Source organism: Pseudomonas sp. Larv2_ips (assembly GCF_963879675.1).
GTDB lineage: Bacteria > Pseudomonadota > Gammaproteobacteria > Pseudomonadales > Pseudomonadaceae > Aquipseudomonas.
Genome location: NZ_CAWOAW010000014.1, coordinates 280,186 through 305,163, shown reverse-complemented (window position 1 = coordinate 305,163; position 24,978 = coordinate 280,186). Strand labels below are relative to the sequence as shown.

The window sequence follows — 24,978 nt, the reverse complement described above, 5'->3', positions numbered from 1 at the left end:
CCGAGTATAAGACAGGCTCAAAAACGTTCAACTCAAGTTTACATCGCTGCTTTTTTGCCGATTTTCGGCGAATACGGCACACTACCCGCCCGAGCGCCTGCTCGGTTTTTTCCACTTGAAGCAGCACGCCTATGACCCGCTCTCCGTTCCGCCGTCTGGTGTTTGGCACCTTGCGCCGACTGTTGTACCTCTGGGTTCGCTCGGAGACGATCAACCAGTCGTCCCTAACCCTTAACCTCGACCGCAGCCGGCCGGTGTTTTACGTCCTGCAATCGCCCTCCCTCACCGAATTGGCCGTGGTCGATACCGAATGCACCAAGGCCGGCTTGCCGCGCCCGGTGCTGCCGGTCTCGGTAGGCCCGCAGATCGAACCCGCCGCGTTCTTCTACCTCACGCCCGAACCGGATTGGCTCGGCCGTCAGGACAAGCGCGGCGCACCGCCGACCCTGACCCGGCTGGTCAACACCCTGACCGAACACGCCGAAGAGAATGCACAAATCATTCCGGTCAGCGTGTTCTGGGGCCAGTCGCCCGAGAGCGAGTCCAGCCCGTGGAAATTGCTGTTTGCCGACAGCTGGGCCGTCACCGGGCGCCTGCGCCGTTTGCTGAGCATCCTGATCCTGGGTCGCAAGACCCGCGTGCAATTCTCCGCGCCTATCAACCTGCGTGAATTGATCGAGCACAATAAAGGTCACGAACGCACCGTGCGCATGGCCCAGCGCATCCTGCGGGTGCACTTCCGTAACCTGAAGACCGCCGTGATCGGCCCCGACCTGTCGCACAGGCGCAACCTGGTCAAAGGCCTGGTGAACATGCCGTTGGTGCGCCAAGCCATCAGCGAAGAGGCCGAACGCGAGAAAATCTCCCCGGAAAAAGCCAAGGCCCAAGCCTTGCGCTACGGCAACGAGATCGCTTCGGACTACACCTACACCGCGATTCGCTTCCTGGAAGTGGTGCTCAGCTGGTTCTGGAACAAGATCTACGACGGCATCAAGGTCAACAACATCGAAGGTGTGCAAAAGGTTGCCCAGGGTTACGAGGTGATCTACGTACCGTGTCACCGCAGCCATATCGACTACTTGCTGCTGTCCTACCTGCTGTTCAAAAACGGCCTGACACCACCGCACATCGCCGCCGGTATCAACCTGAACATGCCGGTGATCGGCAGCCTGCTGCGCCGTGGCGGTGCGTTTTTCATGCGCCGCACCTTCAAGGGCAACCCGCTGTACACCTCGGTGTTCAACGAATACCTGCACACCCTGTTCACCAAGGGCTTTCCGGTGGAGTACTTCGTCGAAGGCGGACGCTCGCGCACCGGGCGCATGCTGCAACCGAAGACCGGGATGCTGGCGATTACCCTGCGCAGCTTTTTGCGCTCCTCACGCATGCCGATCGTCTTCGTGCCGGTGTACATCGGCTATGAACGCGTGCTGGAAGGCCGCACCTACCTCGGCGAGCTGCGCGGCGCGAGCAAGAAAAAAGAGTCGATCTTCGATATTTTCAAGGTGGTCGGCGCGCTCAAGCAGCGCTTTGGCCAAGTCGCGGTCAACTTTGGCGAGCCGATCAAGCTGGCCGAGTTCCTCGACGCCGAGCAACCCGACTGGCGCGCCCAGGAGCTGGGCCCGAACTACAAGCCGGCGTGGCTCAACGAAACCACCAACCGCCTTGGCGAGCAGGTGGCCCGCCATTTGAACGAAGCCGCCGCGGTCAACCCGGTGAACCTGGTGGCCTTGGCGTTGCTTTCCACCACCCGCCTGGCCCTGGATGAACAGGCCATGGCGCGCCAGTTGGACCTGTACCTGGCGCTGCTGCGCCGCGTGCCCTACTCACCGCACACCACCTTGCCGGAGGGTGATGGCCTGGCGCTGATCAAGCACGTCAAGGACATGGACCTGCTGTCGGAGCAAAGCGACGCCCTGGGTAAGATTTTGTACCTGGACGAGCAAAATGCCGTCCTGATGACCTACTACCGCAACAACGTGCTGCACATCTTCGCCCTGCCGGCGTTGCTGGCGAGTTTCTTCCAGAGCAGCTCGCGCATGAGCCGCGAACAAATCCTGCGCTACACCCGTGCGCTGTACCCGTACCTGCAATCGGAGCTGTTTATCCGCTGGTCGCTGGATGAGCTGGACGCGGTGGTCGACCACTGGCTGGAGGCGTTTGTCGAACAAGGCCTGCTGCGCTTCGAGAATGAGGTGTACCTGCGCCCGGCACCGAGCTCGCGGCATTTTGTGCTGCTGACGCTGCTGTCCAAGAGCATCGCCCAGACCCTGCAACGCTTCTACATGGCGATCTCGCTGCTGCTCAACAGCGGCCAGAACACCATCAGCGCCGAAGAGCTGGAAGACCTGTGCACGATCATGGCTCAGCGCCTGTCGATCCTGCATGGCCTCAATGCCCCGGAGTTCTTCGACAAGAGCCTTTTCCGACATTTTATCCAGACGTTGCTCGAGCAAGATGTGCTGCGTCGCGATGAGGCCGGCAAGTTGAGTTATCACGACCTGCTCGGTGAGTTGGCCGAAGGTGCAGCCAAACGCGTGCTGCCCGCCGATATTCGTTTGTCGATCCGCCAAGTGGCGTTGCACCGCGTCGATGGCGCAGCCGAAACGCCGACCGAACCCGAGCCGGTAAACGCTGAAGAAAGCCGCTAGAGTGAACGAGGCGCCGGGCGGTTTCCGGCGCCGTTGAAAAGGAGCTGTACCATGAAAAAGATCATCCTCCTGGGCCTGACCGCCCTGCTCGGAGCCTGCCAATCCATGACCCCCAAGGCCAGCCTCGACGGCGAAGTGTTCTACCTGCAACGCATCGCGCTGCCGCCCGCCGCCACCTTGAGCGTCAGCCTGCAGGACGTGTCCTTGATGGACGCTCCGGCCGTGACCCTCGCCGAACAGAAAGGCCCGGTCAAAGGCCAGGTGCCGCTGCCGTTTCACCTGAGCTACGACCCGGCCCAGATCAAGCCGGGGCACACGTACTCGGTCAGCGCTCGCATCGAGCTGGATGGCAAGCTACTGTTTATCACCACCGAGCGGCACGCCGTGCAACTCAACGGCCAAGACCCACAGCCCCTGCGTCTGCGGGTTGATGCGGTCGCACACTGAATATTCCCAGCTTAAAAAAGGAAGCGTCCATGCTCCGTAATTCTCTTCGCCTCACTGCCCTGTGCGCCGGCCTGCTGCTTGGCGCCAACGCCATGGCGGTGTCACTTGGCAGCCTGTCCCAGGGCGACGCCAGCGGCGGCCTCAAGGATGCACTGACCCAAGGCGCACAGATCGCCGTGAAACAACTGGGCGCACCCGGTGGCTTCAGCAACAACCCGCAAGTGAAAATCGGCCTGCCCGGCAAACTCGGCAAAGTCGCCGACAAGCTGAAAATGTTCGGCATGGGTGATCAGGTCACGCAGCTCGAAACCAGCATGAACAAAGCGGCAGAAACCGCCGTGACCCAGGCTCAGCCGATCCTGGTCAATGCGGTGAAGAACATGAGCGTGACCGACGCCAAGGGCATCCTCACCGGTGGCCAGGACTCGGCCACTCAATACCTGAACAAAAGCAGCCGCGAAGAGATTCGTGCCAAGTTCCTGCCGATCGTCAAGGCCGCCACCGACAAGGTCGGCGTCGCCCAGCAATACAACGCCCTGGCCGGCAAGGCCGCAGCATTCGGCGCGGTTGATGCCAAAAGTGCCAACGTCGAAAGCTACGTGACCGAACAGGCGCTGGACGGCCTGTTCAAGATGATCGCGCAGCAGGAAGAAACCATCCGCAAGAACCCCGCTGCGGCTGCCACCAGCCTGGCGAAGAAGGTATTCGGCGCGCTGTAACCGCTCGCAGTAAACCTTCGACACCTGCGCCAAGGCCGCTGTTCACGGGCCTTGGCGCCGTTGTTTCAGCCCTGGATAACCGCCTGCGCCAACCGCCCAAGCATGAGCGTGGCAAAACAACAAATCGCCACGGATGCCGCGCGGTTGATCTTCAGTGGCGTGAGCCACGTCTTCTGAACCCCTTCAAAGCGGCTGCCCAGCACGATCCAGGCAGACCCCACCGGCACCACCACCAATGCCAGCGTGGCCATGAACCCGGCATAGCCTTGCAACGATGCAAATGCGCTGATCGGGGCGATGAACGAAACGATCAACAGGCCTTTGGGATTCATCACAGTGAGCCAGAAAAAATACAGGCCAGAGAAGCGGTCACGGATCGAATCGATGGCGCTGTGTTTGCGTTGCCACAGCTTGAATGAGACATACAGCAGGTAGCAGCCCGCCGCCAGTTGCGTGGTTTTCAACGCCCACGGCGAATGCGCCGCCAGATACAGCCACGCCACGCCCCACACCGAGACCTGCAACAGGTACGCCAGGCACTCGACCAGCGCCAGCGTCCACGACGCCCGGTACCCGAACAACACCCCGGCACGAAACAACAGGGTGTTGGTCGGGCCAGGGGCAAGCAGCAACAACATTAAGGCTGAAACAGTGGCCAGCATAATTACGCGACGTCCTTCCTCACTCGGAACCACGCAGCATACAGGGCCGGCAGGAACAACAGGGTCAACGCCGTCGCCACAATCAACCCGCCCATGATCGCCACGGCCATTGGCCCGAAGAACACGCTGCGTGACAGTGGAATCATGGCCAACACCGCCGCGAGCGCCGTCAGCACAATCGGGCGGAAGCGTCGCACGGTCGCTTCAATGATCGCTTGCCAGGGTGTCAGGCCAGCCTTGATGTCTTGCTCGATCTGATCAACCAGGATCACCGAGTTGCGCATGATCATGCCCGACAAGGCGATGGTCCCGAGCATGGCGACAAACCCGAACGGCTGGCGGAACACCAGCAGAAACAAGGTCACGCCGATAAGGCCCAGCGGTGCCGTCAGAAACACCATCGCAGTGCGTGAGAAGCTGCGCAGTTGCAGCATCAGCAAGGTCAGGACCACCACGATAAACAGCGGTACCCCGGCCTTGACCGAATTCTGGCCACGCGCGGAGTCTTCAACCGTGCCGCCAACCTCCAGCAAGTAACCTTCCGGCAGTTCGGCGCGCACACCTTCAAGGGTCGGCAGGATCTGCTGGACCAGGGTCGCCGGTTGTTCCTTGCCATAGATGTCGGCGCGCACAGTCACCGTCGGCAGGCGGTTACGGTGCCAGATAATGCCCTCTTCGAAGCCATATTCGAGGGTGGCTATCTGCGACAGCGCAACGCTTTTGCCGTTGTCGGTCGGCACGGCCAGGCTTGGCAACAACGCCAACTCGGTGCGCTCGTGCACGGTGCCGCGCAGGAGGATTTCGATCAACTCGTTGTCCTCGCGGTACTGACTGACGCTTGCACCGGTCAGCGAACTCTGCAGGAATTTCGACACGTTGGCGGTGCTCACACCAAGGGCGCGGGCGCGGTCCTGATCGATATTGAGGTAGACGATTTTGCTCGGCTCTTCCCAGTCCAGGTGCACATTGACCACGTGGGTATTTTCACGAACCTTGGCCGCTACTTTGCGGGCCAGGGCACGGACCTCTTCGATGTGTTCGCCAGTCACGCGAAACTGCACCGGGTAACCCACCGGCGGACCGTTCTCCAGGCGTGTGACCCGCGAACGCAGTTCGGGGAATTGCTCGTCGAGGGTTTCGATCAGCCAGGTGCGCAGGCTTTCACGCTCTTCGATGGTCTTTGCCAGCACCACAAATTGCGCGAAGCTCGCGGCCGGCAATTGCTGGTCCAGCGGCAGGTAGAAGCGTGGCGAACCGGTGCCGACATAGGCCACATAGTTGTCGATGCCAGCGTGTTCCTTGAGCAGCGCCTCCAGGCGTTTGACCTGCTCGGCGGTGTTGCTCAGGGAAGCCCCTTCAGCCAGCTTGAGATCGACCATCAGCTCCAGGCGGCCAGAGGCCGGGAAGAACTGTTGCGGCACAAAGCGGAACAGCGCGACCGAGCCGATAAACAACAGCAACGTCAGCACAATCACGGTTTTACGCCGACGCACACACCATTCAACCAAACGTCGTACACGCTGATAGAACGGTGTGCCGTAGGGATCAGGCCCATCGGTGCCGTGCTTGGCAGCATGAATTTTCGCCAGGTCCGGCAGGAGTTTTTCCCCCAGGTACGGCACAAACACCACGGCGGCCACCCATGAGGCCAGCAGTGCGATGGTCACGACCTGGAAAATCGAGCGGGTGTATTCACCGGTGCTCGATTGCGCGGTGGCAATCGGCAGAAAGCCTGCAGCGGTGATCAACGTACCGGTGAGCATCGGGAACGCAGTGCTGGTCCAGGCAAAGCTCGCGGCCTTGAGCCGGTCGTAGCCCTGCTCCATTTTGATCGCCATCATTTCCACGGCGATGATCGCGTCGTCGACCAGCAGGCCCAGGGCCAGGACCAATGCGCCGAGGGAAATCTTGTGCAAGCCGATGCCCAGGTAATACATGGTGGCAAAGGTCATCGCCAACACCAGCGGAATCGCCAGGGCCACCACCATGCCGGTGCGCACACCGAGGGAGAAGAAGCTCACCAGCAACACGATCGCCAGTGCTTCGGCGAGTACCTGGACGAATTCGCCGACGCTGGTTTTCACCGCGGCCGGTTGGTCCGACACCTTGCGCAGCTCCATGCCTGCCGGAAGGTTCTTCTGCAGGCGTGCGAATTCACCTTCGAGGGCCTTGCCCAATACCAGAATGTCGCCGCCGTCACGCATGGCCACGGCCAGCCCGATGGCGTCCGCGCCCATGTAGCGCATGCGCGGTGCCGGTGGGTCATTGAAACCCCGGTGGATATCGGCCCCGTCGCCAATGCGAAAGGTGCGGTCACCGACGCGAATCGGGAAATTGCGGATCTCCTCCACCGTCTTGAAGTTGCCGGACACACGCAACTGCACACGCTCGGTCGGGGTTTCGAAGAAGCCGGCGGTAGAGACGGCGTTCTGCTCCTGCAACGCCTGCTGCACGGCGGCCAATGGCAGGCCGAGGGTGGCGAGCTTGAGGTTGGATAATTCAATCCAGATTTTTTCGTCCTGCAGGCCGAGCAGCTCGACCTTGCCTACATCCGGCACACGTTGCAGTTGAATCTGGATGCGGTCGGCGTAGTCCTTGAGCACGGCGTAGTCGAAACCGTCACCGGTCAACGCGTAGATATTGCCGAAGGTGGTGCCGAATTCATCGTTGAAAAACGGCCCCTGAATATCCGGCGGCAAGGTCTGGCGAATGTCGCTGATCTTTTTGCGCACCTGGTACCACAAGTCCGGAATCTGCGCCGAGTGCATCGCGTCGCGCGCTATAAAAGTGACTTGGGATTCACCGGGGCGCGAGAAAGAAACGATGCGCTCATAGTCGCCGGTCTCCATGAGCTTTTTCTCGATACGCTCGGTGACTTGGCGCGAGACTTCCTGGGCCGTGGCTCCAGGCCAGTTGGTCTTGATCACCATGGCCTTGAAGGTAAACGGCGGGTCCTCGCTTTGCCCCAGCTTGGTGTAGGACAGCGTACCGACGACCGCCAGCAGGATCATCAGGAACAGTACGATCTGGCGATTACGCAACGCCCATTCGGAAAGATTGAAACCCATCGGGGACTACTCCTTGTTGGCCGCCAGATTCACCACGCGGTTGGAGCGATCCACCGGGCGCACCTGCTGGCCCTCATGGAGCACATGCACGCCGGCCGCAATCACCCAGTCGGTGGGGGCCAGGCCTTCCAGTACCGGCACGGTTTTTTCCCCAAAGGCGCCGATCCGCACCGGCGTGCGCTTGACCGTGTTGTCTGGTTGCACCAACCAGACGTAGGACGCGCCATTCTCTGCACTCAGCGCTGACAGCGGCACCGCCAGCGCAATTACGCCGTCGGCCTGTATGAATACGCGGGCACTCTGGCCCAGTTCGGCCGGGACTTTGCCGCCAGTGAAGGCAACGCGGGCGGCAAAGGTGCGCGATTTTGGATCGGCAGCGGGCGACAGTTCACGGATACGCCCGGCAAAACGTTGGTCGGGCTGGCTCCACAATTCAACCGACACCGGCTGGCCGATCTTGAACCGGCCGAAACCTTGCTCCGGCAGGCTGATCAGCACTTCGCGCTCGCCATCGGTGGCCAGCGTGAAGACGGTTTGGCCGGCAGACACCACTTGGCCAACCTCCACGGCGCGCTTGGCGACCACACCGTCCTGAGGGGCGCGCAGCACGGCGTAACCGGCCTGATTGCTGGACACGTCGAACTCGGCCTTGATCTGCTTGAGGCGTGCTTCACCGGATCGGTAGAGGTTTTCGGAATTGTCGTACTGAGAACGGCTGACCATCTGACGGTCCATCAAGGTCTTGTAGCGATCTCGCTCGGCGCGCACCAGGCTCAGGTTGGCTTCGGCGGCGGCCACTTGGGCGCGCGTGGCTTCCAGTTGCAGGCGTACGTCCTGCGGATCGAGTTCGGCCAGCGGTTGGTTGGCCTTGACCCGCTCGCCCTCCTCCACCAGGCGCTTACTGACTTTGCCGCCAATGCGAAAGGCCAGGTCCGGCTCATAACGGGCACGTACCTCGCCTGGAAAGCTGTCCATCGCCTGCGCCGAGGGCTGCGGTTGCACCACCATGGCTGGACGGGGGGTGGTTTGGGCCGCTTCTTCATGGCCGCAGGCGGCCAACAGGAAGATCAGGCTGACAGGCAACGCAAGGGGCAGGAAAGTGCTGCGCATGCTGAAGGACCTTTCGCAAATGGAGCTTGGAATAATTATACTGGCCGGTATGTTATTAATACCAAACTCACCAGTCCAGTATTAAAGGTGAAAATGTCCGACAATCCTGTAAACACCAATAGCCCCGGGCGTCCCAAGGACATGGCAAAACGCCAGGCAATCCTCGACGCGGCGAAAAATCTGTTCTTGAGCAATGGCTACGCCAGCACCAGCATGGATGCCGTGGCAATGGAGGCCGGCGTGTCGAAACTGACGGTCTACAGCCACTTCACCGACAAAGAGACGCTGTTCACCGCCGCCGTCGTGGCCAAATGCGAAGAGCAGCTGCCGGTGATGTATTTCGAGCTGCCCGCCGGCATGCCGGTGGACACCGTGCTGCTGAACATCGCACGGGGCTTTCATCGGCTGATCAACAGCGAGGAGTCGGTGAACCTGCATCGCCTGATGATGACCACCGGCAATCAGGACGTGAAACTGTCACAGATCTTCTTTGAAGCCGGGCCCATGCGCATGCTGCAGGGCATGGAGCGCCTGCTCAGCCGCATCCACCAGAGCGGCGCCCTGAGCATCGACAAACCGTTTACGGCGGCCGAGCACTTCTTTTGCCTGCTCAAGGGCACGGCGAATTTCTGCTTGCTGTATGGCTGCGGCGGGCAACTGAGCGAAGAAGCCGCCGAGGCGCATGTGCAGGAGGTAGTGGGGTTGTTTATGCGGGCTTATCGGCCCTGAGCCTTGCAGCACGTTGAAAGACCTCTTCGCGAGCAAGCCCGCTCCCACCTTGGAATGCATGCCAAATGTGGGAGCGGGCTGGCTCGCGAAGAGGCCCGGCAAACCAATGAAAATTTAGGGCTTGAGCGCTTTCTTGGGATAAATGTCATACCGGCTCGACTTGCCATCCAGCGCATGGCTAGGCTTTGGCCCTTCAATGCACGGCGCCTTGCGGGGACGCTTGACCACCACGCGGTGACTGGCCAATGCCAACGCCGCGGCGAGTAAAGCCGGCGCATCCGGATCATCGCCCACCAACGGCCGGAACAGGCGCATTTCCTTCTTTACCAGCGCGGTTTTCTCACGGTGAGGGAACATCGGGTCCAAGTAGATCACCTGCGGCGGCTCACCTTCCCAATTGCGCATCACGTCGATGGAGTTGCCCTTGAGCAACTTCATGCGCGCCATAATCGGCGCCACTTCAAAGTCATCCGCGCCACGGGCCAGGCCGTCTTCGAGCAAGGCGCCGATCAGCGGCTGGCGCTCGATCAGGCTCATCTCGCAACCCAGGCTGGCCAGCACGAACGCGTCCTTGCCCAGCCCCGCCGTGGCATCCAGCACGCGTGGGCGCACGCCTTGAGCGATGCCCACAGCCTTGGCGATCATCTGCCCGCTGCCACCGCCGTAGAGACGCCGGTGCGCCGCGCCACCTTCGACAAAATCCACGCGCACCGGCCCCGGCGCATCAGGCCCGAGCTGTTGCAGTTGCAAGCCGTGCTCGCCCACTTGCAGGGCAAAATCCGCCTCCTCCAGCTGCACAGGCAGGCCGAGCTGCGACGCCCACTGCTCGGCACGCGCCTGAAAACCTTCGGCCAAAGCCTCGACCCGAATGCGGCTGGCCGCTGGTTGTTCGCTCATCAATCGCTACGCTCAAAAATATTAAGGATCGGCAAACAGCGGCCGATAAAAACAATAGTCAGGTATTTTGCCAGAGCTGAGCGTCGACCGAGAAAAATGTCAGACATTCTTCCCCTAACCATCGGTGTACTGCCGACCCACAACCACTACGGCCTGCGCAATACTCAAGCGCTGGCCGGGGTGAGTCATGTGTGGCAGGACTTCTTCGCCCGGGCGCTGGCCGAGCAGCTCGGCGACACGCCGGACGCGCGCGCCGCCAAGGCATCGGCTCCCAGAGACCCGGCGGTGGAACCCAGCGAAGGCGCCGACCTGCTGTCGCAGATCCTCACCCAGCGTGAATGCGAGGTGAAAGACACCGAGATCGCCCCGCCAGAACCGCTGTTCCTGCCGATCGCCGAATTCGAAACCGAGTTGCTGCCGCCACCCGCTACGCCGTTCCCGGCGCAAGAAATCGTTGCCCAACAGCGCCAGCAGAACTTCGAAAGTGGTTGGGTACGCCCGCTCGTGCTGAGTGCCGGCCAGCCGCTGCCTGAGCCTGGCCCGGCGCCGGCACCCCAGCCGCTGCACCTGCCCATCGCCGAGTTCGAACTAGACTTGCTGCCGCCGCCCGCCGCGCCTTATCCAATGGAAGAGCTGGTGGCGCAACAGAAAGCGCTCGACTTTGACTCCCACTGGGCACGCCCACTGATCCTCAACAACCTGCGCCTGGCCGCCTGACGCTCAGCGACACACTCCCCACCGCCCCATGTCCAGATGGAAATGGTTGCGATGAGCAGCGTTGTAGTCCGGGCTCAACACAACATTGAAATCATCGCAGGCGCCATCGCGCACCTGGCGCAAAAACCGCGCGCTGTCGCCCGTCCCCGGCCAATCCTTGAGCACATTGATGCTGCGCCCATCTGCCAGGCGAAAGCCGGCGATATCCAGTGCATTGGCCGAGGCGTGCTGACTGAGCCGCCCCTCTGCGCGGTTATACAGGTTGCGACAGGCGAAGCTGCCCAAGTGATCGACCCGCGTCACCGCCTGGCCAAACACCGCCTGCGCCGCAGGTTGCAGGCTGTGGCGTTCGAACAGGGCAAAGGCCACCGCCAGTGGGCAACTGGCCAGAAAGCTGCTGCTCAGGGCCACGTCAGCGCCTTGTACGCGCAAGACATTGCGCAACGGGCACGCGGCATCAGCCGGGCTGTCAGCCTGATGGCTGACGCGCAAGCCCGAGGTTTTCAGCACCTGATCGCACAGCGCTGGATCATCCTGCAGGCGGCCGAGCTTGAAGCGCGTGAGCAGGTTCGGCTTGGCACGCACGTCCAGCGGCGCCCAGGGGTTCCACTCGGCAGGCAACGGCACCCAGCCACGCCACACGCCCGCTGCAAACACACCCGCCAGCAACAGCAGCGCACCGCACACGTTGAGAAAACGCATGGCTCAGCCCTTGAAGAATTGGTTGGCCTGGCTGAATGGCATCTTGCGCTCGGTGAAGGTAAAGGTGCCCAACTGGTAGACCTCCTGCGCGGCGCGGTAGAACTCGCCATACGCCGCCAGCGCCATGGCCGAGCCGACACTGATGCGGCGCACGCCCATCTCGCTCAACTGCGCAACGCTGAGGTTCAAGCCACCGGACATCAACACATTCACCGGTTTGGGCGCGACCGCCCTGACCACCGCCAACACGTCTTCGGCACTGCGCAGCGCCGGCGCATAGAGCACGTCGGCGCCCGCCTCGGCGTAGGCCTGTAAGCGGCGAATGGTGTCAGGCAAATCCAGGCGACCATGCAGGAGGTTTTCTGCGCGGGCCGTCAGGGTGAACGCAAACGGCAGGCTACGGGCAGCCGCAACCGCCGCTTCGACGCGCTCAACAGACAAATCAAAAGGATAGATCGGGTCGACGGCAATGCCTGTGGCGTCTTCGATGGAGCCACCGACGATGCCCGTGGCGGCCGCGCGCAGGATGGTCTGGGCGCAGCCTTCGGGGGTATGGCTGAAACCGTTTTCCAGATCGGCCGCCACCGGCAGTGCCGTCGCCCGAACGATGGCTGACGCATTGCCCAGCGTGTCCTCCAGCGACAACGCACCTTCCGCATCCGGCCGCCCCAGGCTGAATGCGTAACCCGCGCTGGTGGTGGCCAGGGCTTCAAAACCCAGGCTGGCGAGCATGATGGCCGAGCCGGCATCCCACGGGTTGGGCATCACGAACGCGCGGTCACGCTCGTGCAAGGCTTTGAAGGTTTCGGCGCGAAGGGTTTGGGCATCCATGTCTGACTCCTGGCGGAAAAAGGAGCCTTAGAGTAACCCCAGTTGCTCCGCTGCGGGTTCTCGATGCAAGGTCGGCAGCGGCGGCAGGCCCGGCAAACGCACCATCAGCTGTTGATGAAAACGCAGCGCCAGTTGCGCGGCGAGGCGGTTATCCGAGGTGTGCAGAAACACATACGGCGTGCGCCCTTCCTCGATCCAAGTGGCGACTTTTTCCACCCACGGCACCAGGAACGGGTCGTTGGCTTCCAGCTCCGGATGACCAATGAAGCGTACTTGGGGAAACAGCGTCAGCGCCGCCGGGCGCGGCGGCACCTTGGGTTTCTTCGACTGGGCGTGCAGCACGGCGGCTGAGGTAGAGGTGCAACTGAACAAAGCACGCGGGTCGAGGCAGATCCGCTCGACGCCACGGTCACGCAGCAGACGGTTGAGGCTGCGCTCGTCATCGCCCTTGGCGAAGAACGCCTGATGGCGCACTTCCACCGCCAGCGGGCGTTCCAGTCCATCAATAAAGCCGGCCAGTTCACCGAGGCGATGTGGCGAAAAGCTCGCCGGCAGTTGCAACCACAGCGGCGCAACACGCTCACCCAATGGGCTCATCAAGCCGACAAAACTTTGCGCTGCCGGCAACTGTTCAAGCAGGTCGCCACTGTGGCTGATGTCGCCGGGGAATTTGGCGGTGAAGCGAAAATCCGCGGGCATGACTTCAGCCCAGCGCTGCACGGTGGCGGCCGAGGGTCGGGCATAAAACGTGGTGTTGCCTTCAACGGCGTTGAAGACTTGGGTATACAGCGAAAGGTAATCGCTGGCGCGGGCGTCGGCTGGGTACAGGTACTCGCGCCAGGCGTTTTCACTCCAGGACGGGCAACCGATAAAGTAAGGCAGACGCATCAGATATGGATGTCGAGACCCAGCACTTCCATATCCCATTCGACAAAGCCGGCAGTGGTCAGGTAGCTGGCCAGGGCGGTAGCAACACTTTTGCTCATGGAGCGAGGGAAGACCATGTCTTGCTGACGCGCGGGAAGACCGATGATACGCGCGCCGGCTGAACCTTGGGCGCTGGAATGAGAACTGGCATGCGACTCGGATTGGACCTCGATGAAGTCCGGCGAATCCTCGACGGAATCGTCTACCGTCACGTTCGCCTTGCGCGGCTTACGTTTGAGGGGGTAGGACTGTGAGGAGAAGCCGTCTATACGCATACATGCAGACTCGGTATCAATGATGGCAATTTAGCGGCACTTTCCGTGGTGCGCAAATGCTCTGGTGATAACTAGAACACATAATTTGTAAAAGGTTTAAAAACGCGGGCAAATTCTGACGATTGGCGAAATTTGCCCCACATCTCCATCATTTTTGACGTCAAATAATCCCGCGTTCAGCCTTGGTCTGCGCGACCTTATCGCGCAGGTAGACCGGCGCCGCCTGATCAGCTGGAATCGCTTCGCCACGCTCGAAAGCGAAGCGTGCCAGCGTCAGCAAGTCCTGGGCATGAGGCAACATCCCAGCGTCCTGGCCCGCCAGTTTCACGCCAATGCGCTCGCCATAACCCCAGCCAGTGCCGGCACCGAACCATTCACCGCTGGCATCGGCCGGCAACACAGAGGACTGCGGCGATTGCACTGCTTCCACGCCCACCAGGCGCATTTCACCAGTGTGCTCGCGGTAGCAGCCCCAATAGACTTCGTCCATGCGCGCGTCGATGGCCGCGGCGACTTGCGACGCGCCGTGTTCACGCAAGGCGCGCTGGGCCAGCACTGCCAGGTTGGAGACCGGCAATACCGGACGCTCCAACGCAAAGGCCAGGCCCTGGACCACGCCGATGGCAATCCGCACACCGGTGAACGCACCCGGGCCACGGCCAAAGGCAATGGCGTCGACGGCAGAGAGCGTGGTGCCCGCGTCCTCAAGCAGCTGCTTGATCATCGGCAACAGCTTCTGCGCATGCAGGCGCGGGATCACCTCGTAGTGGCTCGTTACCTTGCCATCGTGCAGCAAGGCAACGGAGCAAGCTTCAGTCGCGGTGTCCAGGGCCAGCAGGGTGCTCATGGGTGTAGGTGTCCAAGTCGAAAAAAAGTGCGCCAGTATAAACAACAACGGCCCGCAAGCGGGCCGTTGTCAGTGAAGCCGATCGATGGATCAGCTCAACGCTTGCAGCACCTTGGCGGTGATGGCTTCTACGGAGCCGACGCCAGGGATATGGCTGTACTTCGGCTTGCCGTGGGCGGCAGACAACTTCTGGTAGAAATCCACCAGCGGCTTGGTCTGCGAATGGTAGACCGACAGGCGATGACGCACGGTTTCTTCAGTGTCGTCTTTACGCTGCACCAGGTCGTCGCCGGTGACATCGTCCTTGCCAGCCACTTTAGGCGGGTTGTAGACGATGTGGTAAACGCGGCCCGAGGCCTCGTGAACACGACGACCAGCGATGCGCTGGACGATTTCTTCGTCTTCAACTGCGATTTCAACCACGGCATCCAGCTCTACGCCGGCTTTCACCAAGGCTTCGGCCTGGGGAATGGTGCGTGGGAAACCGTCGAACAGGAAGCCGTTCTTGCAGTCTTCCTGGCTGATGCGTTCCTTGACCAGGTTGATGATCAGGTCATCGGAAACCAGGCCGCCGCTGTCCATCACGCTTTTTGCGATCAGGCCCAACTCGGTGCCGGCCTTGACGGCCGCGCGCAGCATGTCGCCGGTGGAGATTTGTGGAATGCCGAATTTTTCAGTGATGAACTTTGCCTGAGTACCTTTACCGGCCCCGGGAGCTCCCAGCAGAATGACGCGCATCGATGTGCTCCTCAATTTTTTATAGAGATGACGCTCGGATTCGCCGCGTGGGGCCAATCTCGTAAAAATATGGGTCTAGGCCGATGAAACGGCCAAAGGCTGATCAAGATACACAGCGGGCTCTATCCATACAAGCCGCCGAAAGTCGCAGGAACCCACGCCCGGCATGCGTCACAGGTCGGGTGTGCCTGAGTGCAACCTTGCCCCGCAAACGCCGACCGCCCTTTTCGGGGCGGTCGTCATGGTTTATCTGCAAGCCGTTGAGAACACGCAGAAAACCTTAACCGGTGTTGCGCAAACCGGCGGCAATACCGGCCACAGACACCAGCAGCGCCTGTTCCAGAGGGCTGTCCTGTGCGGCCTCCTGCTCACGCGAGCGCGCCAGCAACTCGGCCTGCAACAAGTGCAACGGGTCGAGGTAGGTGTTGCGCAGACGGATGAACTCAAGTGTGTCCGGGCTATGGGCCAGCAGTTGCGACTGGCCAGTCAGGCCAAGCACCACGCTGCACGCCTGCGACAATAGGTCGCGTAAGTGCGCACCCAGCGGCAGCAGGTCCGGTTGCACCAGACGCTCGTCATACAGGCGGGCAATATCGGCATCGGCTTTGGCCAGCACCATTTCCAGCATGTCGATGCGCGTGCGGAAGAACGGCCATTGCTCGCGCATCTGCCCCAGCAGCTCGCCTTCACCACGCTCCAGGGCCTTGCTCAGTGCTGCTTCCCAGCCGAGCCACGCAGGCAGCATCAGGCGGGTTTGGGTCCAGCCGAAGATCCATGGAATGGCCCGCAGGCTTTCGATCCCGCCCGCGCGTCGCTTGGCCGGGCGACTGCCGAGCGGCAAGCGGCCGAGCTCCTGCTCTGGCGTGGACTGGCGAAAGTACTCGACGAACTGCGGATTTTCCCGCACCACGGCGCGGTAGGCGCTGACACCGTCTGCTGCCAATTCATCCATCAAATGGCGCCAGGCAGGCTCCGGTGGTGGCGGTGGCAACAGCGTGGCTTCCAATACGGCGGCCAGGTAGAGGTTGAGGTTCTGCTCAGCGATGTCCGGCAAGCCGAACTTGAAGCGGATCATTTCGCCTTGCTCGGTGGTACGGAAACGCCCCGCCACCGAGCCCGGCGGCTGCGACAGGATCGCCGCATGCGCCGGGCCGCCGCCACGGCCGACGGTGCCGCCGCGACCGTGGAACAACAGCAACTCCACCTGTTGTTCGCGGCAGATATCCACCAAACGTTCCTGTGCCCGGTACTGTGCCCAGGCGGCGGCAGTGGTGCCGGCATCCTTGGCGGAGTCCGAGTAGCCAATCATGACTTCCTGCGGGCCTTGCAACCGCGCGCGATAGCCCGGCAATTGCAGCAGGGTTTCCATCACCGGCCCGGCGTTATCCAGGTCGGCCAGGGTTTCGAACAGCGGCACCACTCGCATCGGCCGCTGCACGCCCGACTCTTTAAGCAGCAGCTGCACCGCCAGCACATCGGAGGCGGCGCCTGCCATCGAGATGACATACGAGCCCAGCGACGCAGCCGGCGCGGCGGCGATTTCCTTGCAGGTGTTCAACACCTCGGCCGTGTCCGCCGACGGTTTGAAGTAGCCCGGCAGCAGCGGTCGGCGATTGGTCAGCTCCTGGGTCAGGAAACTGATGCGCGCCTCTTCGTCCCAGTCTTCATAACGACCCAGGCCCAGGTAATCGGTGATTTCGGTCATGGCCGACGAATGCCGGCTGGAATCCTGGCGCACGTCCAGGCGTACCAAAAACAGGCCAAAGGTCACCGCACGGCGCAGGCAGTCGAGCAACGGGCCATCGGCGATCACGCCCATGCCGCACTCGTGCAGCGACTGATAACACAACTCCAGCGGGTCCAGCAGGTCACGGTTGTTCTGCAACACTTCGGCCGGCGCCGGGGTGTTGGCGGTCAGCGAGGTGTGCGCCCATTGGCGCGTGGCGCGCAGACGTTCGCGCAGTTGCTTGAGCAAGGCGCGATAAGGCTCGACGCTGTCGCCCACCTTGGCCTGCAGCGCCGGGCTGGCCTGTTGCATCGACAGCTCGGACGCCAGGTGATCAATGTCGCGCAGGTACAGGTCCGCCGCCATCCAGCGCGCCAGCAACAGCACTTCACGGGTCACCGGCGCGGTGACATTCGGGTTGCCGTCACGGTCGCCGCCCATCCACGAAGCAAAGCGAATCGGCGCCGCCTCCAGCGGCAGGTGCAGGCCGGTGGCGGCGTGCAAGGCATGGTCGGCTTTGCGCAAGTAGTTGGGGATGGCGTGCCACAGCGAATGCTCGATCACCGCAAAGCCCCATTTTGCTTCGTCCACCGGGGTGGGCCGTACGCGACGGATTTCTTCGGTGTGCCAGGCTTCGGCGATCAGTCGTTGCAGGCGTTCACGGATCTGTTCGCGCTCGGCACTGGTGAGGTCGCGGTGGTCCTGCAGCGCCAGTTGCGCGGCAATCGCATCGTATTTCTGAATGAGGGTGCGCCGCGCCACTTCGGTCGGGTGGGCAGTGAGGACCAGTTCAATCTCCAGCCGCGCCAACTGGCGGGCCAGCGACTCGTTGCTGTGACCTTCGCTTTGCAGGCGGGCCAGCAGCTCGGGCAACACACGGGATTCGAACGGTGCCGGTTGCGACTCATCGCGCCGGTGGATCAGTTGGTATTGCTCGGCAATGTTGGCCAGGTTGAGGAACTGGTTGAAGGCCCGCGCCACGGGCAGCAGTTCGTTTTCCTGCAATTGGTTCAAGCTGGCGCTCAATTCCTCGCCGGCGGCTTGTTCGGCGACGGCTCCACGGCGGTCGGCCTTGGCGCCTTTGCGGATCTGCTCGATCTTGTCGAGAAAGTCGTCGCCGTACTGCTCTCGAATGGTGTTGCCCAACAGCTCACCCAGCAGGTGAACATCCTCACGCAAGCGTGCATCGATATCACTCATCAGCCAATCTCCAGCCAGAAATCCGGGACGCGCAGGTGTTCCAGAGTGCCGCCCGCGTCGGTTTCTGACAAGACACTTTAAACCTTGTGCGTTGCAGCTAGTCTCAACAGTGAGTCGCCGCGTTATCCGCGCTGGCGGCCGGACACTCATCACCGCCTGCTACTGCGGGCTCATTGAGGTTGCCATGAAGATTCGAGAACTGGCCCAGCATTGGGAAGAGAACGCCACGGGTCGCTTGACCAAGACCGAATACGCGATTCATCTGGATGTGGAGTCTGCTGCACGGCTGGCCGCCATTGCCGAGATGTACCCCAAGCGCCACACCGAAGAACTGCTCGGCGAGCTGATCGGCGCCGCCCTTGAAGAGCTGGAAGCGAGCTTCCCCTACGTCAAGGGCCAGCACGTGATTGCCACCGACGAAGAGGGTGACCCTCTGTACGAAGACGTTGGCCCGACGCCACGCTTTCTCACGTTGTCCCGGCGCTATCTGCATGATTTGTCAGACACTGCTGAAGAAAAAAAGCACTGATACACGCCCGCCAAACCTTATTTAACCCAAGTATTCCGGGCCTTTCACGGGCTCGGAGTACCTCTGTGCGTTGCAAAAGTTCCAACTTTTAAACGCTGACCATTCAGTCAGATATTTTTTTAGGCAATTCGCCATCTTCTCTGAACTTTTGAAAAAAGCCTCCGGTCACAGCCAGTAAGCCATCACTTGGAACGGCCGTTTGAAAGCGTGTTTCGAGCTTAACCGCCGAGACCCGAACCGCTGACCAGTGCCATGGATTTTGATGTTTTTCAGGAGTTACCCAATGGAGTTGAAGACGATGAAGACCAGCACTGCCAAAACCTCGTTTAACCACCTGCGCGGGCTTAAATTGGCCGCGCTGGCAATCGGCACCAGCTTCCTTCTGGCGGGCTGCGCCGGCAACCCACCGACTGAGCAATATGCCGTGACCCAATCTGCGGTCAACAGCGCTGTGAGCGCCGGCGGCACCGAGTACGCAGCCGTGGAAATGAAGTCGGCTCAGGACAAGCTCAAAGAAGCCGAAATCGCCATGCATGACAAGAACTACGACAAGGCTCGTCAGCTGGCCGAACAAGCCGAGTGGGACGCTCGCGTTGCAGAGCGCAAAGCCCAGGCCGCCAAAGCCCAACAGGCTGTGAAGGACTCCCAGAAGGCTGTTCAGGAGCTGCGTCAGGAAGGCATGCGCCCAGCTGTTATCCAACAGCAATAAGCCAACGCCCTGATTGCATTGCACCCGAAATCGAATTGAAAGGACGACACGACTATGCGTAAACAATTGATGATCCCTGCCCTGCTGGCGATGAGCGTTGCCCTGGCGGCCTGCTCCACCCCGCCGAACGCGAACCTGGAAAACGCACGGACCAACTTCTCGGCCCTGCAGACCAACCCACAAGCCACCAAGCTTGCGGCGCTGGAAACCAAGGACGCCAGCGACTGGCTGGACAAGGCTGACAAGGCCTACCGCGACAAGGAAGACGAGAAGAAGGTCGACCAACTGGCCTACCTGACCAACCAGCGCGTTGAAGTGGCCAAAGACACCATCGTGCTGCGTGAATCCGAAGCCAAGCTGAAAAACGCTGGTGACGAACGTGCTCGCGCCCTGCTGCAAGCCCGTGATGCCCAGATCAAGCAACTGCAAGACAGCTTGAACGCCAAGCAAACTGATCGCGGCACCCTGGTGACCTTCGGTGACGTGCTGTTCGCCACCAACAAGTCCGACCTCAAGTCCAGCGGCCTGGTCAACATCACCAAGCTGGCGCAGTTCCTGCGCGACAACCCGGACCGTAAAGTGATCGTCGAAGGCTACACCGACAGCACCGGCTCCGACTCGTACAACCAGAGCCTGTCCGAGCGTCGTGCCGCTTCCGTGCAGCGCGCACTGGCTCAACAAGGCGTGGATATCTCGCGCATCGTTACCCAGGGTTACGGCAAGGAATACCCGGTTGCCGACAACGGCAGCGCCTCGGGCCGTGCCATGAACCGTCGCGTTGAAGTGACCATCTCCAACGATAACCAACCGGTCAAGCCACGTTCGTCCGTCGCTAATTGATCGATTGAAGCAGTAAAAAAAACCCACCTTTCGGTGGGTTTTTTTATGCCTCAGACTTCGATTTTACGGCTGCTGTCATCGGCGGGCATCATGGCCTCCATGCCTTGTCGGCCCGCCATCAGTTTCTCCAGCTCCTGCGGACCTTTCTGGTCCTCGGCGCCACTGCCCTGAGCCCCACCCGCGGCCTTCGACAGCATGTCCATGAGCATCTTCATCGGGTCTTGTTTCTCTTGCTTCTGGGCGTCCTGCCCGCCCTGGGCGCCGTCTTCACCGCCCTGCCCCAGCTTTGCTGCGCCCTGGGCCATTTCCAACATCTTACTGATCGCGCCAATTCCACCAACCATGATCACTCTCCCGGATTCGATATACGCAAATTAACTATCAGCAACACTGACACGTCATTCAGTGGCTTCTTACGCGATACGGTTCCAGATATTTCCGTGATCATGTGGCGGGGATGAAGCGCAGGTCACTCCTGCAGTTGCGGCGTCTCCTGGCCCATGCAGCGCACGGCCTGCTTCTTGTTGTTCACCAGCACGCCGCTCAAGCCTTTTTGTTCGGTATCAAACATCACCAACACACCGTCGACGCACTGCGCCACTTGCGCAGCCGGCGTGAGGGAGATTTTGTAATCCTCGCCCGGCACCGTCTTGAGCAGGGTGAAGTCGCTGAGCAGCAACGCATCTTCCGGCTTGGCGAAGTGCAGGTAGCCGTAGTACCACAGGCAACCGACGGTGCCGATGATGGTGCCGACGCCGGTGAGGATCAGCGGGATCATGTTGCGTTCTTCGCTCATTGCGGGCTCTCTGACCTATCAACGTTAGGGTTCGGGTAATTGGGGATTTCCCCCAGGCGGCGCAGGCCGTTGAAGTGCTGCGGGTCGTCCAGATAACGCAGCATCACGGTTTGCCAGGTCTTGTCGGCAAATGTCTGCACATGGCCGCCACGCGTCAACTGCAACACCCTGGGCGGCGGCGCGGCCTGATACAGGCGAATGCCATTGGCCATCGGCACGATCGGATCATCCAGGCTATGGAACAGCAGCTTGGGCACGCCGGTCAGTTGCGGCATGGCGTTGATCGCACTGTCAGCGTCGGGCACCAGCCACGACAGGGGCACTTGAAACGGCCATGTTATCCAGGACGTACTCAGGGCGAATTGTCCTACGTCACGATAACTGGCGGGCACACCGTCCAATACCAGCGCCTTGAGCTGCGGCTGGCGCTGCGGGTGCGCCGCCAGGTAATGCACGGCGAGTGCGCCACCCAGGCTTTGGCCCAACACAATCAACGGCCGTCCCTGGGTTTCAGGCGCCTTGTCGATCCAGTTGAACGCCGCATCAATGTCCTGGTAGATCGCCGGCAACGACGGCTTGCCTTCCGACAAACCATACCCGCGATAGTCCAGCAGCAGCACTTGATAGCCCTGCTCCGGCAGCCACCAACTGCCCCCCAGGTGCCACGCCAGGTTGCCGCCGTTGCCGTGCAAGTGCAGCACCGTGCCTTTGACTGGCACGCCGGATTTGGCTGGCAGCCACCAGGCGTGAAGTTTTACCCCGTCGGCGGTGGTCAGGGTGACATCGCGGTACTGCAGATGGGCTTTTTCCGGCGTGAACGGCAGACCGGGCTCGGGGTAGAACAGCAGCGAGCTGCAGCCGTTCAATGTGAGTAGCAGGCAAAGAATGCCGAGGATTCTCATCCGTTGAAGCCTCGCAAGTGGGTTGGAATCAATCTTGAGATCAATAGGGATCAAAGGTGGAAGCTGGCTTGCCTGCTCCCACCTTTTGATCCGGTTTTTTCAGGACTTCGCCTACAGGATATTCGAGTAATCGGCCTCGATCCGGTCCAGGCTCAAATGATTGAGGAAGTTGGAGAAGCACATCCACGCCGCCAGCGCGTTCATGTCGCGAAACTGCTCGGGCAGGTACTTGGGCGGCACCACCAGGCCTTCATCGACCAACTGGCGCAGGGTGCGCATGTCTTCCAGCGTGGTCTTGCCGCAGAACAGCAGCGGCACTTGTTCCAGCTTGCCTTTGCGCACGGCCAGCTGGATGTAGTTGTAGACCATGATAAAGCCCTTGAGGTAGGACAAATCCTTGGTAAACGGCAGACCGGTCGGCGTCGAGCCGCGGAAAACCCGGCTGGCATTGCCGTAGCTTTCGGCCATCTCAAAGCCTTGCTCACGGAAGAATTCGAACACCTGCAGGAAGTCGGCGCCCTCCTCCACCATATGGATGGCACGGGTGCGGTTGGTCAACTTGCGCAAGCGGCTCGGGTAAGAGGCGAAGGTGATGATCTCCATTAGAATCGCCAGGCCTTCCTGGGTCACGGTGGACGACGGCGGGCCCTTGGACAGGAAGGTGCAGATCGGCTGGTTCTGGCCGTTGAGCGTGGTGCCGACGTGCACCAGGCCTTCATGCACTTCCAGGGCGCGCACGTCGCGGTCGTTGAACATCGCATCGGCGCGGATCTTGATGTAGTCGGCGCCAGCCGCCGCGTCCGCGACAATCCCGTCGGACTCAAACACGCGGATGGTTTCCTCCGCTTCGCCAAACACCTTGTTCAGGCGGGTTTGCAGCAACGCCACTGCATCCTTGGCGGTGAGGGTCTTGGCTTCGTCCTTGAGGTCGCCACGGCCGTCGATGTTGTTCAGGTAGTCAGACAGCATCAAGCCCAGGTCCGCCAGGGTCGGGTCGCCGGCGTGGAACGCATCGGAGGCGGCGCCATACAGCTCCTGGGAGATCAGGCCGAAATCCTCGGTGCCGCGCGCCTCGAGCATGCGCACCACCATGCGGTATTCACGGCACATGCGCCGCATGATCTGCCCCACCGGGCTGAACTGGCCGAGGCGGCGGGTGATGTCGCGCTCGATGTTCTGGAACTCCAGCTTGACTGCGCTGGAATCGAACGACAGTGGCCGGTTCAGGTAGTAATCGCGGTCCACGGCCGGCATCGCCTTGCCCTTGGCCTTGAGGAAACCCTGGCGAATGTTCTCGTCCCACTTCACGGCGTCGAGGACGCGAATCGGTGTTTGCGCCAGCACAATGCGATCAGACAAGGTGCGTATCGTCTGCTGGTAATCGTCCACCCGGTGCTTCCTCTTTAAACGTTATTTGCCCGCGCGCTGGTAGCGCACGGCTTCAACGAACACATCGGCATTGGCCGGGTCATCCAGGTAGGCAAACACCTGGTCCATGGAGCTGTCCACCAGCACGCCGGCGCCTTCGACCGTGTCGACGGTGCTGCCGTGCAACACGTTTTGGCCGATGGCTTGGTGGATCTGCTCAAGGTCGAGGTTGTAGACCACCAACTCAGGCTTTTTGTCGCCCTCACGTTCAAAGTCAAAGCCGGCGAGGATGAAATGCCCACCCAGTTTGCCCGGCAAGGGCGCCGACAAATACCAGCGGTTGCCATGGCGCGCCACGGTAAACAGGTACTCATCGCGCTGGGCCGGCTTGGCTTTAGGGTAGCTCACGGCTTTGTAGCGGTGCTCACCAACACGAGTGATCTGCAGGTTAAGCGGCTCGCCCCAGGCATTTTTGCTCGACCAATGGCCGAGCAAGGCAGCCGGCGCGGCTTCACGGGCTGGCAGCGGGTCCTTGAAGGTCACCAGGCAACCGCTGAGCAACAGGAATGACAAAGCGATTAGCGCGACATGCCAGGCTTTCATTGCGTACTCCATCAAGTGTGGGCGCTGGCTTGCCTGCGATACAGGCGCCTCGGTGCATCAGGTCATCCAAGGCGATGCTGTCGCAGGCAAGCCGGCGCCCACATAAAGCGGATAGCGCACAGGGTGTGCTAGACCGAGGCCAACACCAAATGCATGTAACGCTTGAGGATTTCAAGCATCTCGTCAGCGGTGAGAGGCTCTGGCCCGCCAAGCAGGCCCTGATATTCCATCCGACCGATTATCGCCGTCAACACTTTGGCATCCTGTTGCGGCTCGCGGGAACCCAATACCTGGAAAAACTGCCCGGTGCCCTGCAACAGAATCTGCTGATGAGACCGCACCAGTTGCGCCAGCCGCGGGTTGAGCAAGGCTTCCTGGCGAAAGGCCTGCTCGGCCATCAGGTGTTCGCGGCGATTGGTCAGTTGGCGCATCACGTAGTCGGCGGTGAGCCGCGCAATGTCATCGGCCAACTGCGAGCGCGACTGCGGGCTGCCATCGCCATAGGCGACCATCTCGCGCAGCAGGCCTTCGTTGCGCACCCACAGCTTGCCCATGAAAGCGGCGCTGCGTTCCACGTATTGGGCGAAGGTATCGGTGAGCAGGTCATCGATGTCCTTGAAATAGTAGGTGGTGGCCGACAACGGCACACCGGCCTCTGCCGCCACGGCGCGATGGCGTACGCCTCGTACACCATCGCGCACAACGATGCGCATGGCCGCATCGAGAATATCCTGCCTGCGCTGCTCGCTGCCCCGCCGGCTGGCCTTGCGGCCCTGATACTGAACGCTTTCAGCCACGGCAGCAGCAATGCCGGCGGCACCTTCTTGAGCCATTACGCGGTTCACGACAGATCTTCCTTTAAAAGGTGACGCGCTGCGTCACGGGCTGCATTCCCACGCAGAGCATGGGAACGATCACCTGGCGCCGTTCTCTTGACGGCTGAATGTGCCACACAAAAAAGCCGCCTTATAAAAGGCGGCTTCGG

25 protein-coding genes are annotated in these 24,978 nt (G+C 61.2%); 8 read left to right on the top strand and 17 right to left on the bottom strand.

Annotation, left to right across the window (positions count from 1 at the left end; all coding sequences use genetic code 11):
* Nucleotides 1-131 precede the first annotated feature (131 nt).
* From plsB to AACV02_RS07770, 3 genes are read left to right on the top strand one after another with little or no spacing between them, the layout of a single operon-like run.
* Entirely contained in the window at nucleotides 132-2,651 is a 2,520-nt protein-coding gene (gene plsB, locus AACV02_RS07780) for a glycerol-3-phosphate 1-O-acyltransferase PlsB (RefSeq protein WP_106577182.1), read from the top strand.
* Nucleotides 2,652-2,702: 51 nt separating this feature from the next.
* Nucleotides 2,703-3,098: a YbaY family lipoprotein gene (locus AACV02_RS07775; RefSeq protein WP_106577183.1), complete on the top strand. Its 396-nt coding sequence runs from the start codon at nucleotides 2,703-2,705 to the stop codon at nucleotides 3,096-3,098.
* 29 nt (nucleotides 3,099-3,127) lie between these two features.
* Nucleotides 3,128-3,817, top strand: a complete 690-nt coding sequence (locus AACV02_RS07770) for a DUF4197 domain-containing protein (protein WP_119738730.1) — start codon at nucleotides 3,128-3,130, stop codon at nucleotides 3,815-3,817.
* Nucleotides 3,818-3,882: 65 nt separating this feature from the next.
* Here the strand turns inward: AACV02_RS07770 and AACV02_RS07765 are convergent, their stop codons facing one another.
* Genes AACV02_RS07765 through AACV02_RS07755 form a run of 3 tightly spaced genes read right to left on the bottom strand, consistent with a single transcriptional unit; the run spans nucleotide 3,883 to nucleotide 8,657 of the window.
* Nucleotides 3,883-4,479: a LysE family translocator gene (locus tag AACV02_RS07765; RefSeq protein ID WP_119738728.1), complete on the bottom strand. Its 597-nt coding sequence runs from the start codon at nucleotides 4,477-4,479 to the stop codon at nucleotides 3,883-3,885.
* A gap of 2 nt (nucleotides 4,480-4,481) precedes the next feature.
* A complete protein-coding gene (locus tag AACV02_RS07760; protein ID WP_119738725.1) occupies nucleotides 4,482-7,547 on the bottom strand; it encodes an efflux RND transporter permease subunit in 3,066 nt (1,021 codons plus the stop codon).
* A gap of 6 nt (nucleotides 7,548-7,553) precedes the next feature.
* The gene (locus AACV02_RS07755; RefSeq protein WP_119738723.1) at nucleotides 7,554-8,657 is read right to left on the bottom strand and encodes an efflux RND transporter periplasmic adaptor subunit; all 1,104 of its coding nucleotides are present in this window, start codon (nucleotides 8,655-8,657) and stop codon (nucleotides 7,554-7,556) included.
* 93 nt (nucleotides 8,658-8,750) lie between these two features.
* Between AACV02_RS07755 and AACV02_RS07750 the strand changes: the two genes are divergently transcribed.
* On the top strand, nucleotides 8,751-9,386 hold the full coding sequence (locus tag AACV02_RS07750; protein WP_106577188.1) for a TetR/AcrR family transcriptional regulator: 636 nt from the start codon (nucleotides 8,751-8,753) through the stop codon (nucleotides 9,384-9,386).
* Between the two features lie 114 nt (nucleotides 9,387-9,500).
* On the opposite strand, the gene AACV02_RS07745 is transcribed toward AACV02_RS07750, so the two are convergent.
* Complete coding sequence (locus tag AACV02_RS07745) at nucleotides 9,501-10,283, bottom strand: class I SAM-dependent methyltransferase (protein ID WP_119738720.1); 783 nt, start codon at nucleotides 10,281-10,283, stop codon at nucleotides 9,501-9,503.
* Nucleotides 10,284-10,379: 96 nt separating this feature from the next.
* Here AACV02_RS07745 and AACV02_RS07740 point away from each other — a divergent pair, with 96 nt between their 5' ends.
* On the top strand, nucleotides 10,380-11,000 hold the full coding sequence (locus AACV02_RS07740) for an energy transducer TonB (protein WP_119738718.1): 621 nt from the start codon (nucleotides 10,380-10,382) through the stop codon (nucleotides 10,998-11,000).
* A gap of 3 nt (nucleotides 11,001-11,003) precedes the next feature.
* Here AACV02_RS07740 and AACV02_RS07735 read toward each other — a convergent pair whose 3' ends face one another.
* The 7 genes from AACV02_RS07735 to ppc all read right to left on the bottom strand — a co-directional run bounded on the left by AACV02_RS07735 (nucleotide 11,004) and on the right by ppc (nucleotide 18,246).
* Nucleotides 11,004-11,702 (bottom strand): extensin-like domain-containing protein, encoded by a 699-nt coding sequence (locus AACV02_RS07735; RefSeq protein WP_119738716.1) that lies wholly within the window; start codon nucleotides 11,700-11,702, stop codon nucleotides 11,004-11,006.
* A gap of 3 nt (nucleotides 11,703-11,705) precedes the next feature.
* Nucleotides 11,706-12,533: an isocitrate lyase/PEP mutase family protein gene (locus tag AACV02_RS07730; protein WP_119738714.1), complete on the bottom strand. Its 828-nt coding sequence runs from the start codon at nucleotides 12,531-12,533 to the stop codon at nucleotides 11,706-11,708.
* A 27-nt stretch (nucleotides 12,534-12,560) separates the two neighbouring features.
* Entirely contained in the window at nucleotides 12,561-13,421 is an 861-nt protein-coding gene (locus tag AACV02_RS07725; RefSeq protein ID WP_119738712.1) for a DUF72 domain-containing protein, read from the bottom strand.
* Entirely contained in the window at nucleotides 13,421-13,735 is a 315-nt protein-coding gene (locus tag AACV02_RS07720; RefSeq protein ID WP_119738710.1) for a hypothetical protein, read from the bottom strand. Before AACV02_RS07720 ends, AACV02_RS07725 begins: the two co-directional genes overlap by 1 nt.
* Before the next feature lie 160 nt (nucleotides 13,736-13,895).
* Nucleotides 13,896-14,582, bottom strand: a complete 687-nt coding sequence (tsaB, locus tag AACV02_RS07715) for a tRNA (adenosine(37)-N6)-threonylcarbamoyltransferase complex dimerization subunit type 1 TsaB (RefSeq protein ID WP_119738708.1) — start codon at nucleotides 14,580-14,582, stop codon at nucleotides 13,896-13,898.
* Between the two features lie 90 nt (nucleotides 14,583-14,672).
* The gene (gene adk, locus AACV02_RS07710) at nucleotides 14,673-15,320 is read right to left on the bottom strand and encodes an adenylate kinase (protein ID WP_106577196.1); all 648 of its coding nucleotides are present in this window, start codon (nucleotides 15,318-15,320) and stop codon (nucleotides 14,673-14,675) included.
* A 280-nt stretch (nucleotides 15,321-15,600) separates the two neighbouring features.
* Nucleotides 15,601-18,246 (bottom strand): phosphoenolpyruvate carboxylase, encoded by a 2,646-nt coding sequence (gene ppc / locus AACV02_RS07705; protein ID WP_119738706.1) that lies wholly within the window; start codon nucleotides 18,244-18,246, stop codon nucleotides 15,601-15,603.
* A 184-nt stretch (nucleotides 18,247-18,430) separates the two neighbouring features.
* Here ppc and AACV02_RS07700 point away from each other — a divergent pair, with 184 nt between their 5' ends.
* The 3 genes from AACV02_RS07700 (at nucleotide 18,431) to AACV02_RS07690 (ending at nucleotide 20,324) form a co-directional block, all read left to right on the top strand.
* The gene (locus AACV02_RS07700; RefSeq protein WP_119738704.1) at nucleotides 18,431-18,775 is read left to right on the top strand and encodes a pilin assembly protein; all 345 of its coding nucleotides are present in this window, start codon (nucleotides 18,431-18,433) and stop codon (nucleotides 18,773-18,775) included.
* 283 nt (nucleotides 18,776-19,058) lie between these two features.
* Entirely contained in the window at nucleotides 19,059-19,484 is a 426-nt protein-coding gene (locus AACV02_RS07695; RefSeq protein WP_106577199.1) for a DUF4398 domain-containing protein, read from the top strand.
* A 54-nt stretch (nucleotides 19,485-19,538) separates the two neighbouring features.
* Nucleotides 19,539-20,324 carry an OmpA family protein gene (locus tag AACV02_RS07690; RefSeq protein WP_106577200.1) on the top strand — a complete coding sequence of 262 codons (786 nt, stop codon included), beginning with the start codon at nucleotides 19,539-19,541 and terminating at the stop codon, nucleotides 20,322-20,324.
* A 50-nt stretch (nucleotides 20,325-20,374) separates the two neighbouring features.
* Here AACV02_RS07690 and AACV02_RS07685 read toward each other — a convergent pair whose 3' ends face one another.
* The 6 genes from AACV02_RS07685 to AACV02_RS07660 all read right to left on the bottom strand — a co-directional run bounded on the left by AACV02_RS07685 (nucleotide 20,375) and on the right by AACV02_RS07660 (nucleotide 24,838).
* Nucleotides 20,375-20,668, bottom strand: coding sequence for a hypothetical protein (locus tag AACV02_RS07685; RefSeq protein ID WP_106577201.1), 294 nt, complete (start codon nucleotides 20,666-20,668; stop codon nucleotides 20,375-20,377).
* Between the two features lie 125 nt (nucleotides 20,669-20,793).
* Nucleotides 20,794-21,120, bottom strand: a complete 327-nt coding sequence (locus AACV02_RS07680) for a hypothetical protein (protein WP_106577202.1) — start codon at nucleotides 21,118-21,120, stop codon at nucleotides 20,794-20,796.
* Complete coding sequence (locus AACV02_RS07675) at nucleotides 21,117-22,022, bottom strand: alpha/beta hydrolase (protein WP_119738702.1); 906 nt, start codon at nucleotides 22,020-22,022, stop codon at nucleotides 21,117-21,119. The genes AACV02_RS07680 and AACV02_RS07675 overlap by 4 nt, the downstream gene beginning before the upstream one ends.
* A gap of 111 nt (nucleotides 22,023-22,133) precedes the next feature.
* Nucleotides 22,134-23,411 (bottom strand): flavohemoglobin expression-modulating QEGLA motif protein, encoded by a 1,278-nt coding sequence (locus tag AACV02_RS07670; RefSeq protein ID WP_106577204.1) that lies wholly within the window; start codon nucleotides 23,409-23,411, stop codon nucleotides 22,134-22,136.
* 21 nt (nucleotides 23,412-23,432) lie between these two features.
* A complete protein-coding gene (locus tag AACV02_RS07665; protein WP_119738700.1) occupies nucleotides 23,433-23,993 on the bottom strand; it encodes a hypothetical protein in 561 nt (186 codons plus the stop codon).
* Nucleotides 23,994-24,121: 128 nt separating this feature from the next.
* Nucleotides 24,122-24,838 (bottom strand): TetR/AcrR family transcriptional regulator, encoded by a 717-nt coding sequence (locus AACV02_RS07660; RefSeq protein WP_106577206.1) that lies wholly within the window; start codon nucleotides 24,836-24,838, stop codon nucleotides 24,122-24,124.
* Between the last annotated feature and the right edge of the window lie 140 nt (nucleotides 24,839-24,978).

Bases quoted from the DNA above. Each gene is read 5' to 3' on its own strand.
- plsB (WP_106577182.1), top strand. From the start codon at position 132: ATGACCCGCTCTCCGTTCCGCCGTCTGGTGTTTGGCACCTTGCGCCGA.
- AACV02_RS07775 (WP_106577183.1), top strand. From the start codon at position 2,703: ATGAAAAAGATCATCCTCCTGGGCCTGACCGCCCTGCTCGGAGCCTGC.
- AACV02_RS07770 (WP_119738730.1), top strand. From the start codon at position 3,128: ATGCTCCGTAATTCTCTTCGCCTCACTGCCCTGTGCGCCGGCCTGCTG.
- AACV02_RS07765 (WP_119738728.1), bottom strand. From the start codon at position 4,479: ATGCTGGCCACTGTTTCAGCCTTAATGTTGTTGCTGCTTGCCCCTGGC.
- AACV02_RS07760 (WP_119738725.1), bottom strand. From the start codon at position 7,547: ATGGGTTTCAATCTTTCCGAATGGGCGTTGCGTAATCGCCAGATCGTA.
- AACV02_RS07755 (WP_119738723.1), bottom strand. From the start codon at position 8,657: ATGCGCAGCACTTTCCTGCCCCTTGCGTTGCCTGTCAGCCTGATCTTC.
- AACV02_RS07750 (WP_106577188.1), top strand. From the start codon at position 8,751: ATGTCCGACAATCCTGTAAACACCAATAGCCCCGGGCGTCCCAAGGAC.
- AACV02_RS07745 (WP_119738720.1), bottom strand. From the start codon at position 10,283: ATGAGCGAACAACCAGCGGCCAGCCGCATTCGGGTCGAGGCTTTGGCC.
- AACV02_RS07740 (WP_119738718.1), top strand. From the start codon at position 10,380: ATGTCAGACATTCTTCCCCTAACCATCGGTGTACTGCCGACCCACAAC.
- AACV02_RS07735 (WP_119738716.1), bottom strand. From the start codon at position 11,702: ATGCGTTTTCTCAACGTGTGCGGTGCGCTGCTGTTGCTGGCGGGTGTG.
- AACV02_RS07730 (WP_119738714.1), bottom strand. From the start codon at position 12,533: ATGGATGCCCAAACCCTTCGCGCCGAAACCTTCAAAGCCTTGCACGAG.
- AACV02_RS07725 (WP_119738712.1), bottom strand. From the start codon at position 13,421: ATGCGTCTGCCTTACTTTATCGGTTGCCCGTCCTGGAGTGAAAACGCC.
- AACV02_RS07720 (WP_119738710.1), bottom strand. From the start codon at position 13,735: ATGCGTATAGACGGCTTCTCCTCACAGTCCTACCCCCTCAAACGTAAG.
- tsaB (WP_119738708.1), bottom strand. From the start codon at position 14,582: ATGAGCACCCTGCTGGCCCTGGACACCGCGACTGAAGCTTGCTCCGTT.
- adk (WP_106577196.1), bottom strand. From the start codon at position 15,320: ATGCGCGTCATTCTGCTGGGAGCTCCCGGGGCCGGTAAAGGTACTCAG.
- ppc (WP_119738706.1), bottom strand. From the start codon at position 18,246: ATGAGTGATATCGATGCACGCTTGCGTGAGGATGTTCACCTGCTGGGT.
- AACV02_RS07700 (WP_119738704.1), top strand. From the start codon at position 18,431: ATGAAGATTCGAGAACTGGCCCAGCATTGGGAAGAGAACGCCACGGGT.
- AACV02_RS07695 (WP_106577199.1), top strand. From the start codon at position 19,059: ATGGAGTTGAAGACGATGAAGACCAGCACTGCCAAAACCTCGTTTAAC.
- AACV02_RS07690 (WP_106577200.1), top strand. From the start codon at position 19,539: ATGCGTAAACAATTGATGATCCCTGCCCTGCTGGCGATGAGCGTTGCC.
- AACV02_RS07685 (WP_106577201.1), bottom strand. From the start codon at position 20,668: ATGGTTGGTGGAATTGGCGCGATCAGTAAGATGTTGGAAATGGCCCAG.
- AACV02_RS07680 (WP_106577202.1), bottom strand. From the start codon at position 21,120: ATGAGCGAAGAACGCAACATGATCCCGCTGATCCTCACCGGCGTCGGC.
- AACV02_RS07675 (WP_119738702.1), bottom strand. From the start codon at position 22,022: ATGAGAATCCTCGGCATTCTTTGCCTGCTACTCACATTGAACGGCTGC.
- AACV02_RS07665 (WP_119738700.1), bottom strand. From the start codon at position 23,993: ATGAAAGCCTGGCATGTCGCGCTAATCGCTTTGTCATTCCTGTTGCTC.